Below are 12,862 nucleotides of genomic sequence, written 5' to 3' on the forward strand. Positions count from 1 at the left end.
ACCATAACCTATCCATCCAGTAGCTATGTATCCGCCATCCGAGGTCTGCTGGACGGAATTTGCTCTGCTGTTGAAATCACTTCCGAATGTCTTCATCCATCCTTTTCCAGTCACTCTTTTAGCTGGTGATGAAAGAAGTTTTGCTGGTTCTGGATATATCGTCTGGTTCAGATGCCCGTTCTCATCCACCTTTATCACAGCAACCGCAGTCCAACCTACACCAAGATCTCCGCTGCCGTAACCTCCTCCGGTTTGTTTCCATCCGTATGCTAAGTTCCCAATGATAATATATCCGTTATCCGCAGTCTGATAGGCTTTTGGTTCTAGAATCTCAGAATCCTGATCAGTCATCTGCCTCTCCCATATTTTATTGCCTTCAGCATCCAATTTAATGAGACAAACACCTTCATTGGCAATTATGTATCCTCCATCTGAAGTCTTCTTTATAGAGTTTGGATACCCGCCACAAGACCGGATTCCAGAATCAAGTTCTGCATTAGATTTTTTGTTTTCGAGAATATTTCCATTGGCATCCATTTTCAGAAAGTAGGCACGAATGGACGGTCTCTCTTCAGATGTATTTACGTTGATTTGTGTGCTTACTGCGCCAACAACAAGGTATCCTCCATCGGGAGTATCCTTGATTAATGGTATTAGTGATGTTAAAGTAATTTCATCCCTTTTGAAAATCTTCTCCCATTGTTTGTTCCCGTCCGCGTCGGTTTTAATAAAATATACGTACCTTTCGTTATTCGCCCTGCTTATTATTTCACCAAAAATCATAAATCCTTTGTCTTGGGTTTGCTGCAGCAAAAGTGGCCGGTTAAAGTCATTTTCCTCAAGTTCAAATGTTCGCGTCCAGAGCACATTCCCTTCCATATCTGTTTTAATTAGGAAAGTATCGCCGTTTGCCAGAGTGTATGTACCAGTTCCCTCAACCACGCCACCAATTACAAACCCGCCATCCGAGGCTTGTGTGACTAGCCATGCTGCGTCATCAGTGTTTTTTCCAGAAACATCAATTGTCCTGTTCCATACTATACTTCCATCTGATGCTATTCTTGTGAGCAAAATATCAGCGTCAGTTATCTCATCACCAGATTCTTTCTGTATTTCCCCACGCAAAACAACGCTGCCACTTTCTCTTTTATAAATGGCATCTGCGACTACATATCCGCCATCTGAAGTCTGGCTTACCGCGCCATTAGGTTCACTTTTGGCATACATAAAAGTAATATTCCATGTAACGCTCCCGTTCGAATCTGTCTTGAACAGATATACAGAAGGATGTATCCACCCATACGCATCTTTTATTACGTCATTCATCGTTGTTCCGAAGACTATGAATCCTTCATCAGAAGTCGACTGGACTGTTAAGGCATGAGTACCTTCCTCTTTTTGGAGAATACCTTTACCATAATCAGTTAATAGTTAAACTGGTTTAATAATTTTTTCGTTTTAAAGAGGCGAGCCCCAGAATTTCTGATAACATATGCGATTAAGAGAAGTTTGCTTCTTGTGAATGAATCAGGAGCGAAGTCTAGAGCATTCAATTAGAGAATCCCGTAAATAACATGCCATATTATATCTGTCCAAAAATGAATGCCTACAGCAGCTAAAAAGCCATATTTTCTGAAACAACTGGCTGCAAAAAGGGACAATGCTCCGTTCAGAAGAATAATTTCAATCATCAGCGCGAGGGGGACCTGGCTTATTGAAGTTAAATTAAAAAGGGCCATTATTGATGGAAGATGCCCAAAAGCAAAGGCAAAAGCTGAAAAAACAGAAACAATCCAAAAAATTTGGTTTTGACATTTCTTTTTTAGGATTACATAAGAGATTAACCATACCCAGAATGAAATAAAAAACAAGCGGAATATTATCTCTTCTCCAATGCCTGCAGTAGCTGAAGCTATGAGCGAAATTGGAAATGGAGGATGAGGCAGTGCACCGAATGCGTGAAATTTACTGAAAATCAAATCAGCCAGAATGAAAAATATGCCTAGCCCAATTCCAATCAGCGCAGGCATCACAAATCTTTTTTTGCTGCTAATATTTTTATTCCATATCTCAGCAAAGCCAAGCTTTTTTGAGAGCTTTAAGCCGATAAAGCCGAGTCCACCATATAACACCAAAATGATTGAAAAACTTGCAAGCGCCATTATCGGCTTTGATGCTGGAAGTTCATATTGCCCAACAATCTGACCCTGCGGCAGGAATATGGAAATCGAGGATAAAATCGCAAGGATTAAGACAAGCCCTATGTAACTTTTGGTAGACAGATTTAGTTTCATGTAAGCATATTTACTAAACTTGTTTATATGCTTTGCTTAAAGAGCCTAATTTTTTGCTCTACCAGATGCCGGGTATTATCCTGTACCTTACTTTTTTGCAGTATTCCCTGTATCCCTTAAGCCCTTTCAAGAGAATCTCTTCCTCATTCAAGATTCTGAGGACTATGACAGGAATCATTGGGACAAAGAATATCAGCGCCCAGTATGAGCCAAGCGCAACAGGCATAAAAAGATACATCAGCATGACTCCCGCATACATAGGATGCCTTATCACTGAATAAGGGCCTGTGCTGATTACTTTCTGATTCTTTGCAACCTCAACTATCCTTGAAGTGTAGCTGTTTTCACGGAACACAAGGAAGACAAGCAGATATGATAAAAGAATGAGAATATCTGAGGCAATCACAAGCCACACCGGAACACTCGACCAGCTGTACTTATAGTCAAACCCAGGAATTAAAAAGCCAATGAAGAACAGGAAGCCGGAAATCTTGATAATCAGCTTCTGGCGCACTTCCTTTTCCTTAAACTGCATCCTCCGCTCAAGAAGCTCTGGGTCACGCTTTAAGAGATAAGAACATACAAAAATAACAGGAACAAATAAAGTTAGGATGAAAAGCCACGCCTGCCAGTATCCTAATGAGCCTGCAGGAAGGAAAAGCATCAGCCCAATCACTATAAATGCCAGCGGAAAAAGCAGAAAAACCTTTTTATTGACTGCGCTGCTGCGAATTTTATCAAGCTTGGAAATTTTCTTTTTCATTTTCATCAATAAGAGAACTAATTATTTAAAGGTTTTCAAGAAAAAAGAAGACATTTAAATAAGTAGAAAATCAGGAAAGCGCACTCAATAACTCTAATTCAGTATTATATCTTCCCTGCCAATTATCCTTTCGCAATAAACGCACATTATTTTCAACGGGGACTCGCTTACAACCACAAACTTTGTCTTTACCTCTTCATTATTAGTTATGCAGTTTGGATTTGTGCATTTCATAATCTTCTCTATTTTTTTAGGAAGCCTGACTTTTATCTTCTCTTTTACCTTGTAATCTTTTATTATGTTGACAGTTGCCTCAGGAGCAAGAATCGCCACCTTGTCAAACTCTTCTTCTGTCAAAAACCTGTTGCTTATTTTTATCACTCCTTTTTTGCCTAATTTCTTGCTCTCTAAATTAAGCCCTATTGTTATTGTATGCTCATATTCCTGAGGGTCAAGAAGTTTCATTATCTTGAAAGTAACTCTGCTAGGTATATGGTCAATGACAGTCCCTTCTTCTATTGCGGAAATTATCCTTGTCCTGTTGCATTTTTCTTCTTTTGCCATTTTATATCATTCCCGTTACCAAAGCAATAATTGCCTGCCTTACAGGCACTCCGTTGGCCGCCTGCCTGAAATATGCTGCATTCGGAGTGTCGTCAAACTCCTTTTTTATCTCATCAACCCTTGGCAAAGGATGAAGAACGATTACATCCTTTTTTGTATAATTCAATAGTGATTTTCCTATCTGATACACTCCCTTTAATTTATTGTATTCTACCGGATCAGGAAACCTTTCTTTTTGTATTCTTGTCATGTAGATTACATCAAGCTCCTTGGCTGATTTCAGCAAGTCCTCTTCCACAGAATAAGGTATTCCTCTTTTATCAAGGCGGTCAAGATAGCTTTCAGGAATCTGCAATGCTTCAGGCGCGATGAAGTGCTGCTTTATCCTGAAGTGGGATAATGCAATTGATAAAGAATGCACTGTTCTTCCATATTTCAAATCCCCGACAAAGCCTATGTTAAGCCCGTCCAGCTTTCCTTTTTCCTTAAGTATTGTATACATATCGAGCATTGTTTGAGTTGGATGCTGGTTTGCCCCGTCCCCTGCATTTATAACAGGAACATGTGAGGCTTCTGCAGCAAGCCTTGCAGCGCCCTCAAGCCTGTGCCTTATCACAATCACATCAACGTAATTCTCAACCATCTTTATAGTGTCCCAGACAGTTTCTCCTTTTGTTACGCTTGTCACATCTGGAGTCTCAAAACCCAGGACATGCCCTCCCATTTTTTCCATTGCGCTTGTAAAGCTCAGCCGTGTCCTAGTAGAAGGCTCAAAGAACAAAGTGCCCATAATCTTGGACTTCATCAATGAAGGCATCGGATTTGCCTCCAGTTTTTTTGCAGTTGCCAAGATGTTCAATAAGTCATCCTTGGAAAAATCTCTTATAGAAATAACATCCCGTCCCTTGAATTTACCAGCCATCTCAAAAAAAAACATAAATCCAATGGATTATTTAAATGTTTCTTCGAGCTTTCGATATCATAATTTAGAACTGTCTTTCCCCTTCTTTTTTCCCGCAACCTTATTAAATGGATACAGTTAATCTTATTCTTACTAAAATGACCAAATCCGTTTTCACTGAGGGAAAGGCCCGGTTTGCTGCTCCGAGGGCTGATAAGGTATCAAGGGATATGAGCGTATTCTACAATCCTGCGATGAAGCTCAACCGCGACATTACAGTTGCAGTGCTTTCTGCCTGCGAATTAACTGGAATATATGCCTGCGACATAATGGCGGCAACTGGAGTCAGGACAATACGGCTTGCAAAAGAACTGCCAGAAGGAAAACTCAAAAGGATTTACGCAAACGACATGTCCCACGATGCAGTCATGCTTCTTAAAAAGAATCTTAAATTAAACAAGATAAAGTTTGAGAACTGGAAAAAAGAGAAAGAGCGCAGCAAAAATAAAACTCTTAAAGTTATAATCTCAGAAAAGGATGCAAACATGTTCCTTCTTGAATCAAATGGATTTGATTACATTGACATTGACCCTTTCGGAAGCCCAAACCCATTTATTGACAGCGCATTAAAAAGGATTTCAAGAGGAGGAATCCTTGCCATAACAGCAACAGACACAGCGCCGCTCTCAGGTACATTTGAGAAGGCCTGCGAAAGAAAGTATTACGGAAAGCCCTGCAGAAACGCATACATGCACGAAACAGGATTAAGAATGCTTATCAGAAAAGCGCAATTGATAGGAAGCCAGTACGGAAGGGCGCTTATCCCGATATTCTCATACTATAACCTGCATTACTTCAGGGTTTTTTTCAGGTGCGAAAAAAGCAAAGAACTTGCTGATGAAATCATCAAAGAGCACGGCTATCTTCTGTACTGCAGAAAATGCCTTACGACAAAAAAGGCAGATTCAGTATTCAACGAGAAAAAGTGCAGCTGCGGGCAAGAATTTTCAGAGATAGGCCCGATTTATCTTGGAAAGCTCTGGGATAAAACTTTAGTTTCAAAAATGAAAAAAGATTCCTCGCTTGAGAAATTCCTTTCTGTTATTGAATCTGAGGAAAGGATAGAAATCCCTTTCTTCTACCTTGTTGGAGAGGTTTGCAAGAGAAGCCACCTCTCTGTTCCAAAGAAATCAATGATAATTTCAGGGCTGAAAAAACATGGGTTAGAAGCATCTGAAACCCACTTTGACCCAGAAGGGATAAAGACGAATGCCTCTCCTGAGAAAATCGTTGAGATGATAATAAAGTTAAATTCTAAAAAATAAGATTTATCTCAATCTTTTATTAATGCTTTTTCTATTGCTTCTAACATTTGCAACTATTCTATGATAACTCGTTCCAACAGGCACAATAGTTACTGTTTTTCCACCAATTAATCCTCTTAATCTATTTGTAGCTTTTTTACCACCAAATTGATATTTTTCAGGTGCATTTATTCCAGCTAACCTCACCACATTTGTTTTTCCAATTTTTCTGTTAACAATAAAAGTATCACCATCTATGATTCGTTTAACTTTTCTTCTCATTACCATATTAAGCATCTCCAAATAGTTCTTTATTCACATCTAGATCTCCTAAAAAAACCTTTGCCAAAACATAATTTTTATCTCTATCAATATTTGTATTTTCACATAAAGCTTCTTCTGAATATTCTTCAGTTACAATCCTTAAACATTCCTTAAAATCTTTTAAAAATAATTTTATTCTTGAATTTTCTTTGTTTAGTAAGTATAACTGGGTTTTACCAACTATTCTAGATCTTTTTACATACGCCTTTTTTTCGAATCCTCTAATTATTTCGTAAGATTTAGGTCTTGATATTTTAAGTTCTTTTGCCATATCCCCAACTGCAAAATCCAATTCTTCGTTCTCCATTAAATATTCAAGAATACGATTTGATATGGTATTTCCATATGTTTCGCAAAATGCTCCTCTCTCGTCCATTCCATTCATCTCCTATCCTGTCCTATCCTATCCTCTTATCTAATCATTTCGTAAAGTTCTTTTAATTTTCTAGGATTTAGCCATATGTGCCAGTCAGATCCTTTTCCCGTTTTTTTCTTCGTCCTTAATATTAATTGATTGTTAATTGCATTCCTGTATTCTCTCTCAAAGTTATCATATTCTTCTTTTTGCAACCACTTTGTTTTAGATTGGATCATCTTCTCTTCAGAAGTATGTTTTCCTCCGATGAACTTTTTGTTCAACATTAAAGTAATTATTGCTTTTAAAGATGGGTTCATGCATACGCTCCATTAGAGATTATGATTTTTCATAGTTAATTTTTCTTAACTAACTGTCAATAATTATTTACTATATAAACCTTTTGTTTTCTTTCATTCTCTTTCATAATAACTGGCGTGAAATTGCTATGCAACTGATAGAATTAGAGTAAAATTCTAAGAAATAAATCAGTTAGAAATAAAATTTATCAAAAAAACAATTATAAAATATTTATCCAATTCCCCTTCTGACATCAGTTACCTGGACAGATGAAACTCCGGGAATCTTCGAAAGCTCGTTTTCAAGCTTCTCTGTTCCGCCCTTTTTCTCATCCACCATCAGGATGAAATCCAGGGAAACCAACCCGAATGCGATTGGAACCCTTTCAACAGAATGCACAACTCCTGCCTTCTCCATATGCACTCTTGCCTCTTTCTCAATGAAATCCAGGTTAATGGCAGGGTCTTCAGGCATTATCCTCAATGTTACATATACAGATGCCATTTTAGAAACCTAATTCGGCCCTATAAATCCGCAGGACGGGCATGTGTACTTAACTGCCCTTTCCCTGCAGTCCCTGCACCTGATAATCTCACACTTTCCGCATGACGGGCAGGTGAATCTTGTAGGCCCTGGCCTGTTGGTTATCTTCTTTTTGCATGACATGCATATAAAATCTTCAGCCATTTTAATCCTCCATTTTCAGTCAAAATATGAACGTGCCTGACTTTAAAAGCACTCAGGAACAAGCAGATTGGGAACTTATTAAAAAAGGTTTTGGTTTTAACCGGTTAATTGGCTTTTTCAGGAATGAAACCATTTTAGTATTCATTTTAAAATAATAACAAAAGTATATAAAATAGCCAATACTCGTACAGAAGGTAGAAAAGAGGGGTGATAGAGTGGCTGAAAATAACTCTGCAGATGCAGAAACAGATAATGGTCTTGAATTGCCAAAGCTTCCTGAATTGGATAGGAATCAGGAAAAGAGGGGCTTCTTAGGAATCTTTGGCAGAAAAAAGGAAGAAAAGCGCGCTCCAATAAAAGAGGAAATTCCTGATTTGGGAATACTCGCGCTTGAAAAGGCTAAAAGCGCCTCTTCCGAAGAAGTTAAAAAGCCAAATTTCTCATGCTCAATATGCGCTCAGGAATTCAAGGACCACCGGGGATTGAAAGCCCACCAAAAGCAGGCGCATCCAAACGGGATAAAATACTGCCTTGTCCTTAAGACAGGGGACAGGATGAAAAACCTTGAAGACCTTAGGCATTACATAAAATATGTTGATGAAGATACCTTTGCATACCACACTATGGGCGGCAAAAACGATTTTTCCGACTGGGTGGAAAATGCTCTTGGGAAGAAAGAGATGGCAGATAAATTGAGAATGGCGAAAAACAAGGCTGAGATGATAAGAGTCCTTTACGGAAAGGAGCTGAAAATTGAGCCGCCTAAAAAAGAGCCTGAGAAAGAGCAGGAAATTGAGCCAATAGATGACTATGAAAAATACATGCCCAAGGAGGAAAGTTCACTTCCGGAGATTTCAGGAATGCAAAGGAAAGAAAAAAGAGGGCTTTTCGGATTTTTAGGAAAGAAAGAAAGAAAACCTGAGGTTTCAAAGCAGGAAATGCTCATTGATGAAGAGAAAGCGCTTGAAAGCGAAATCGGGGAAATAGAAGCTCCCAAAGAGCCAGAGGTTTCCCGGGATGATGATGAAAGGCTTTCAGCAATTGATGATATAAAAAGCGAGCTTGAACAGAAGGAGAAGGAAATCAGGAAAGAGGCTGAAAATCTCATTAACGACAAGAAATTCCTGAAAGAGAAGGAAAAAGAGGTTGAGAAAAAAACCCTTTCCCTTATGTCAGAGCAGAAGAAGATTGAAGCAAAGTTAAAGGCAATTGATGAAAAAACAAAAAAGATGATTTCTCTTGGCGAAAGGATAAACGCAGATGAAAAGAGGGTTTCTGCTGCAAAAAAAGAACTCGCATCTGAAGGCAAGAGGATTGAAGCAAAGAAGAATGAGATTCTTAAGATTAAGATGAGCGCAAAGGAGATAAAAGAGATAAGAAAGACCCTTCCTGCGCTCAAAAGGGAATACTCCCAGATTTCAAGGAATCTATCCTCTGCAAAGGAGAAGATTGGGAAAATCAATGTAGAATATGAGGAAAAAAAGCCTGAAATCTCAAAAAAAGACGCTGATTTAAAGTCCCTTGATGAAAAGCTGAAGAAAAAGGAAGATGAGCTTGAGGAAAAGAAAAACCAGCTCATGGACATACAATACAAGCTGCTTGAGGAAAAGAACAGGATTGAAGAGGAAAGGTTTGAGCTCTATGTGAAGCAGGAGCTTGCAGTAAGGGAAAGCAAACCAATTCAGAATGAGCAGCCAAGGAGGACTCCTGAGAACTTCGGAATGAATATGGGAATGCCATTTCCACAAAGAGAAGCGCCGAAGCATGAATTTAATGCATCCAGCTTTGAGCAGGGATTATCGCAGGTTAAACAACTCTTGGCAGAGGGAAGATTCGGGGAGGCAAAAGGGCTCCTGCAGAGAATTGACAGCGCAAACAGCAGTTCAGGGGCAAGCGATTATGACAAGAGAAACCTGCACTACAAAATCCTTGACACAGCCACTGACATTAAGCTTGCTGAGATAAAAGCAAGGATGCAGAAATAAATTTTCTTGCCTTTGTTTTAATCATTTTATCCTTCAATTTTTTGCTCCAGCTTAACAGCAAGATTTATTAATCAAAAGGGATTAAAAATGGTTTAGGTAGTTTAAAATGAAAACAAAGCTTCTGCTCTCAGTAATATTCTTTTCACTTGCCTTAATCCTGCCCTTAAGCTCTTCTGCGCAGATAATAGAGAACAGCAGCTATACCTTTCGGATAGAAAAGAACAGGGTTTTAGTCACAGGAGTTTTTGAGCTTAACGAAAACACAATGATTGATGTGCTTGTTGACCTCCCGGATGACGCAACAGACACCTCGCTTATCCTTGATGAGATTCCAAGAAGGATAACCTACACAGATGAGAAGGGAAAAAAGCTAAGGATAAGAAACATCGGGCAGGAAATACAGCTCAGCTATTCCACAAAGAACCTTATAAAAAATTCAGCATTCTTTGTAACAATAAAGCCCTTTTACGAAACAAGGGTTATGGATGTTGAGGCAGTGCTTCCGGAAGGGTACTCACTTGAAACTCCGATTAAGGATGAGAACTTTGAGACCGCGTCAATATACCCAATCCCAGACGAGGTAAAAAGCGACGGACAGACGCTTGTGTTCAAATGGCGGCTTAACAATGTCAATGTCACAGATGCATTTTCCATGATGCTTCTCCTTAAGAAAAAATTTCCCTATGCAATCCTGATAATAAGCTCTTTATCTGTTCTTGTAATAGCACTCTCATTGTATTTCTATGCAAAAAGGAAAAAGCAGCCCAGCATAATCATAAAAACTGTTGAAAAAATAGAGCAGCACCTTAAGGAAGATGAAGAGCAGCTTGTAAATATCATGAAGCAGAGAGGGGGAAGCTGCGAGCAGGGAACATTGAAGGTAATTATGGGGCTTCCTAAATCAAGCTTAAGCCGCCTTATTAAGGAGTTAGAAGAAAGGAAAATCGTTTTTAAGCAAAAAAAAGGGAAAAAGAACCTTATTTCTTTTAAAAAATGAGTTTTGAACGTTTTGGAACTATAATAAGCATTATTACTCCTTATAGAACCAAATGGAACTATCTTTTCAATGAAAAATATTATATTATAGTATACCCATTCATATGTCTAGGCTATTTAGAAGATTAGAATTCAAGGCAATTTATTTTTTATTATTTTTTATTTTTTTATTGTATTTTACTCAGTTTCTTGATATTTTGCTGCAAAATTAATAAAAATATTGAAAAAAAACCCTTTTTTAAGCTTATTTTTAACATTTAATGATTTTAAGCGCATTTTTTACAGGACATAAAGAATTATAACCATAAAATCCCTTTTTCTGGGAAAAACTTAAATAATCAGGTATCCTAAAAGGAATTCGTGCTTAAACGGGGTGCAACAAATGAAAAGAATGGATGCTGAGTTTATTTTAACATGTGCAATGATTACTGCAGTATTGGGGCTTGGCGCATATTCCTTATTTGAAAAATCAATTAAAGGAAAGAACATTATTCAAACACGGGTTACTGAATTCCTGAAAGAAACTGATGTGGGAAACAGCGCAGCAGGGCTGAAGATAACTTCTGTAAAAGATATGCCAAGGGATTACATAAAAATCTGTGCTGAGTTTTCAACAGGGCGCTCATATCATCCCCTTGATGATTCTGAAAAGACACATCCTGCTCTTCCAGAGTTCCACACCCTTGAAATGATAATTGACGAGAAGCCGCTCAGCGGCTCTTCTTATGAAGTAGTCTATGCAAGGGACAGCAACTATCTGGGAAACAAAAGCGTTGAGAATGGAGTGCACGCTGAATGGGACTGGAACTACATCACAGAAAAACATATCGAAGGAAACATTGACTTCAACAAGAGCACTCCTGAAAGGGACATGGAATTCAACGGAAAAGTGTATCAGCCAGTAACTTACATAAAGGTTCCTGAACTTTCTGACTGGGAAAAGGGAATGCTCTCAATAATCGGGGAAAGGGATGGATATGAGATTTATGGGATATTTGAAGAGAGAAAAACAGCAGGCGGAACAATCTCATCTGTCCCCATTCCTGATGCAATTGTAATCCCCGAAGGAGGGTATTTCTGGCAGTGGAGCGCTAAATGAACGGGATAATAGGAATAGACCCGGGAACAACTACTGCATATGCAGTTCTGAATTTGGACGGGAAAATCATAAAGATTGATTCAGGAAGGGGAATGAGCCTTTCTGAGCTCCTAAAATCCCTTGTAGGGATAGACTGCATTATAGCTGGAACAGACAAGAAGAACTGCCCTGAATTCATAAAGAAATTTGCTGCAGCAAAGGGCGCAAGGATTGCAGCGCCAGAGGAAGACCTTCTGATTGAGGAAAAGAGAAGGCTTGCATCTCCTTATGAAAAGGAAAACTGCCATGAGCTTGATGCAGTTGCATCTGCCGCATATGCGTTAAGGGCAATAAGCCCCCTTATTTTCAAGATTAGAAAATTCATTGAAGATGATGCATCCATTTCAGGCATAATTGAGAATGACAGAAGGGTTTTAGAGAGGATAGAGAAAGATGTTATCCAGAGGGATGTAAGCATAAAAAAGGCAATTGACAAGGAAAAGAGAAGGGTTGAACAGAGGAAAGATGAGGAAAGAAAACTGCTTGAAATTGAGAAAGAGAGGTTAAGGCTTGACTCAGTTGATGAGAACAAAACCTCAAGAGAGGACATAAGGTGGATGAAAGAAAGAATTGAAAGGCTTTCAGGAGAAAATGCAATGCTTTCAAAATACAACAGGAAGATTAAGAAGAACCTGAAGAGCATTGAAAAGCGGCTTTCGCTTTTCCTGAGCGAAAGAAAGATGGATGAAAAATACATAGAAAATAAGATTGAAAGGAAAACAAGCCACAAGAACGCAAGCCTCGCATTTCTTCAGAGAAAAATTGCTGAAATGGGAGAGGAGATTTCAGCGCTCAAGCTGAGAAATGCAAAAACAGATGAATTTATCTCTGAGCTTGGGAGCAAAATGCTCCTGAAGAAGCTGGAAAACCTCGGCTGGAACGAGCAGGCATTAAAAGCGCTGAAAATAAGGAAAAATGACATTCTTCTTGTGAAAGAGCCGAACATTTACAGCGAAAAAACCCTTGATTTTCTAAGGGATAAAGTATTCACAATAATCTTTGAAAAAAAGCCGGGAAAAGAGATTGCAAAAAAATTCGCATTCATAGATAAATCCAAAATCAGGATTTATGAGAACGGAAATTTTGCTCTTGCCTCACCTGAAGACATTGAACGGGAGAAGGAAAAAGACAATATCTTCAAGAGGATAATTGAGGAATACAAAGAAGAAAAAAGAAAGGCTTAGCACTCCTTCTTGTTCCTGTCAAAGAGTGTCTTGTGCTGGAGCGCTTCCTCAATAGTCACATTTGCTT

15 protein-coding genes are annotated in these 12,862 nt (G+C 38.7%); 5 read left to right on the forward strand and 10 right to left on the reverse strand.

The window, feature by feature from the left end; all coding sequences use genetic code 11:
* The 5 genes from NTV63_01875 to pyrB all read right to left on the reverse strand — a co-directional run.
* Window positions 1–1,326, reverse strand: a 1,326-nt coding sequence (locus tag NTV63_01875) for a hypothetical protein (GenBank protein MCX6709684.1), incomplete at its 3' end; no start/stop codon positions are given.
* Window positions 1,327–1,553: 227 nt separating this feature from the next.
* A complete protein-coding gene (locus NTV63_01880) occupies window positions 1,554–2,294 on the reverse strand; it encodes a CPBP family glutamic-type intramembrane protease (GenBank protein MCX6709685.1) in 741 nt (246 codons plus the stop codon).
* 58 nt (window positions 2,295–2,352) lie between these two features.
* Entirely contained in the window at window positions 2,353–3,057 is a 705-nt protein-coding gene (locus tag NTV63_01885) for an isoprenylcysteine carboxylmethyltransferase family protein (protein MCX6709686.1), read from the reverse strand.
* 93 nt (window positions 3,058–3,150) lie between these two features.
* Window positions 3,151–3,621: an aspartate carbamoyltransferase regulatory subunit gene (pyrI, locus tag NTV63_01890; protein ID MCX6709687.1), complete on the reverse strand. Its 471-nt coding sequence runs from the start codon at window positions 3,619–3,621 to the stop codon at window positions 3,151–3,153.
* A gap of 1 nt (window position 3,622) precedes the next feature.
* Window positions 3,623–4,558 carry an aspartate carbamoyltransferase gene (gene pyrB / locus NTV63_01895; protein MCX6709688.1) on the reverse strand — a complete coding sequence of 312 codons (936 nt, stop codon included), beginning with the start codon at window positions 4,556–4,558 and terminating at the stop codon, window positions 3,623–3,625.
* Between the two features lie 122 nt (window positions 4,559–4,680).
* Here pyrB and NTV63_01900 point away from each other — a divergent pair, with 122 nt between their 5' ends.
* Window positions 4,681–5,847, forward strand: a complete 1,167-nt coding sequence (locus NTV63_01900) for a tRNA (guanine(10)-N(2))-dimethyltransferase (protein MCX6709689.1) — start codon at window positions 4,681–4,683, stop codon at window positions 5,845–5,847.
* A gap of 3 nt (window positions 5,848–5,850) precedes the next feature.
* On the opposite strand, the gene NTV63_01905 is transcribed toward NTV63_01900, so the two are convergent.
* The 5 genes from NTV63_01905 to NTV63_01925 form a co-directional block, all read right to left on the reverse strand.
* Entirely contained in the window at window positions 5,851–6,114 is a 264-nt protein-coding gene (locus NTV63_01905; protein MCX6709690.1) for a thermonuclease family protein, read from the reverse strand.
* A 1-nt stretch (window position 6,115) separates the two neighbouring features.
* Window positions 6,116–6,535, reverse strand: coding sequence for a hypothetical protein (locus NTV63_01910; protein ID MCX6709691.1), 420 nt, complete (start codon window positions 6,533–6,535; stop codon window positions 6,116–6,118).
* A 26-nt stretch (window positions 6,536–6,561) separates the two neighbouring features.
* A complete protein-coding gene (locus NTV63_01915; protein MCX6709692.1) occupies window positions 6,562–6,825 on the reverse strand; it encodes a hypothetical protein in 264 nt (87 codons plus the stop codon).
* A 211-nt stretch (window positions 6,826–7,036) separates the two neighbouring features.
* The gene (locus tag NTV63_01920) at window positions 7,037–7,309 is read right to left on the reverse strand and encodes an elongation factor 1-beta (protein MCX6709693.1); all 273 of its coding nucleotides are present in this window, start codon (window positions 7,307–7,309) and stop codon (window positions 7,037–7,039) included.
* A gap of 9 nt (window positions 7,310–7,318) precedes the next feature.
* Complete coding sequence (locus tag NTV63_01925) at window positions 7,319–7,492, reverse strand: zinc finger domain-containing protein (GenBank protein ID MCX6709694.1); 174 nt, start codon at window positions 7,490–7,492, stop codon at window positions 7,319–7,321.
* 215 nt (window positions 7,493–7,707) lie between these two features.
* Between NTV63_01925 and NTV63_01930 the strand changes: the two genes are divergently transcribed.
* From NTV63_01930 to NTV63_01945, 4 genes are all read left to right on the forward strand, one after another.
* Complete coding sequence (locus tag NTV63_01930) at window positions 7,708–9,477, forward strand: DUF5752 family protein (protein ID MCX6709695.1); 1,770 nt, start codon at window positions 7,708–7,710, stop codon at window positions 9,475–9,477.
* 106 nt (window positions 9,478–9,583) lie between these two features.
* Window positions 9,584–10,474, forward strand: a complete 891-nt coding sequence (locus NTV63_01935; GenBank protein ID MCX6709696.1) for a hypothetical protein — start codon at window positions 9,584–9,586, stop codon at window positions 10,472–10,474.
* A 381-nt stretch (window positions 10,475–10,855) separates the two neighbouring features.
* Window positions 10,856–11,572 carry a hypothetical protein gene (locus tag NTV63_01940; GenBank protein MCX6709697.1) on the forward strand — a complete coding sequence of 239 codons (717 nt, stop codon included), beginning with the start codon at window positions 10,856–10,858 and terminating at the stop codon, window positions 11,570–11,572.
* On the forward strand, window positions 11,569–12,795 hold the full coding sequence (locus NTV63_01945) for a DUF460 domain-containing protein (protein MCX6709698.1): 1,227 nt from the start codon (window positions 11,569–11,571) through the stop codon (window positions 12,793–12,795). The genes NTV63_01940 and NTV63_01945 overlap by 4 nt, the downstream gene beginning before the upstream one ends.
* The last annotated feature ends 67 nt before the right edge of the window (window positions 12,796–12,862 follow it).

The sequence above is a fragment of the Candidatus Woesearchaeota archaeon genome (assembly GCA_026394965.1).
GTDB lineage: Archaea > Nanobdellota > Nanobdellia > Woesearchaeales > 0-14-0-80-44-23 > JAPLZQ01.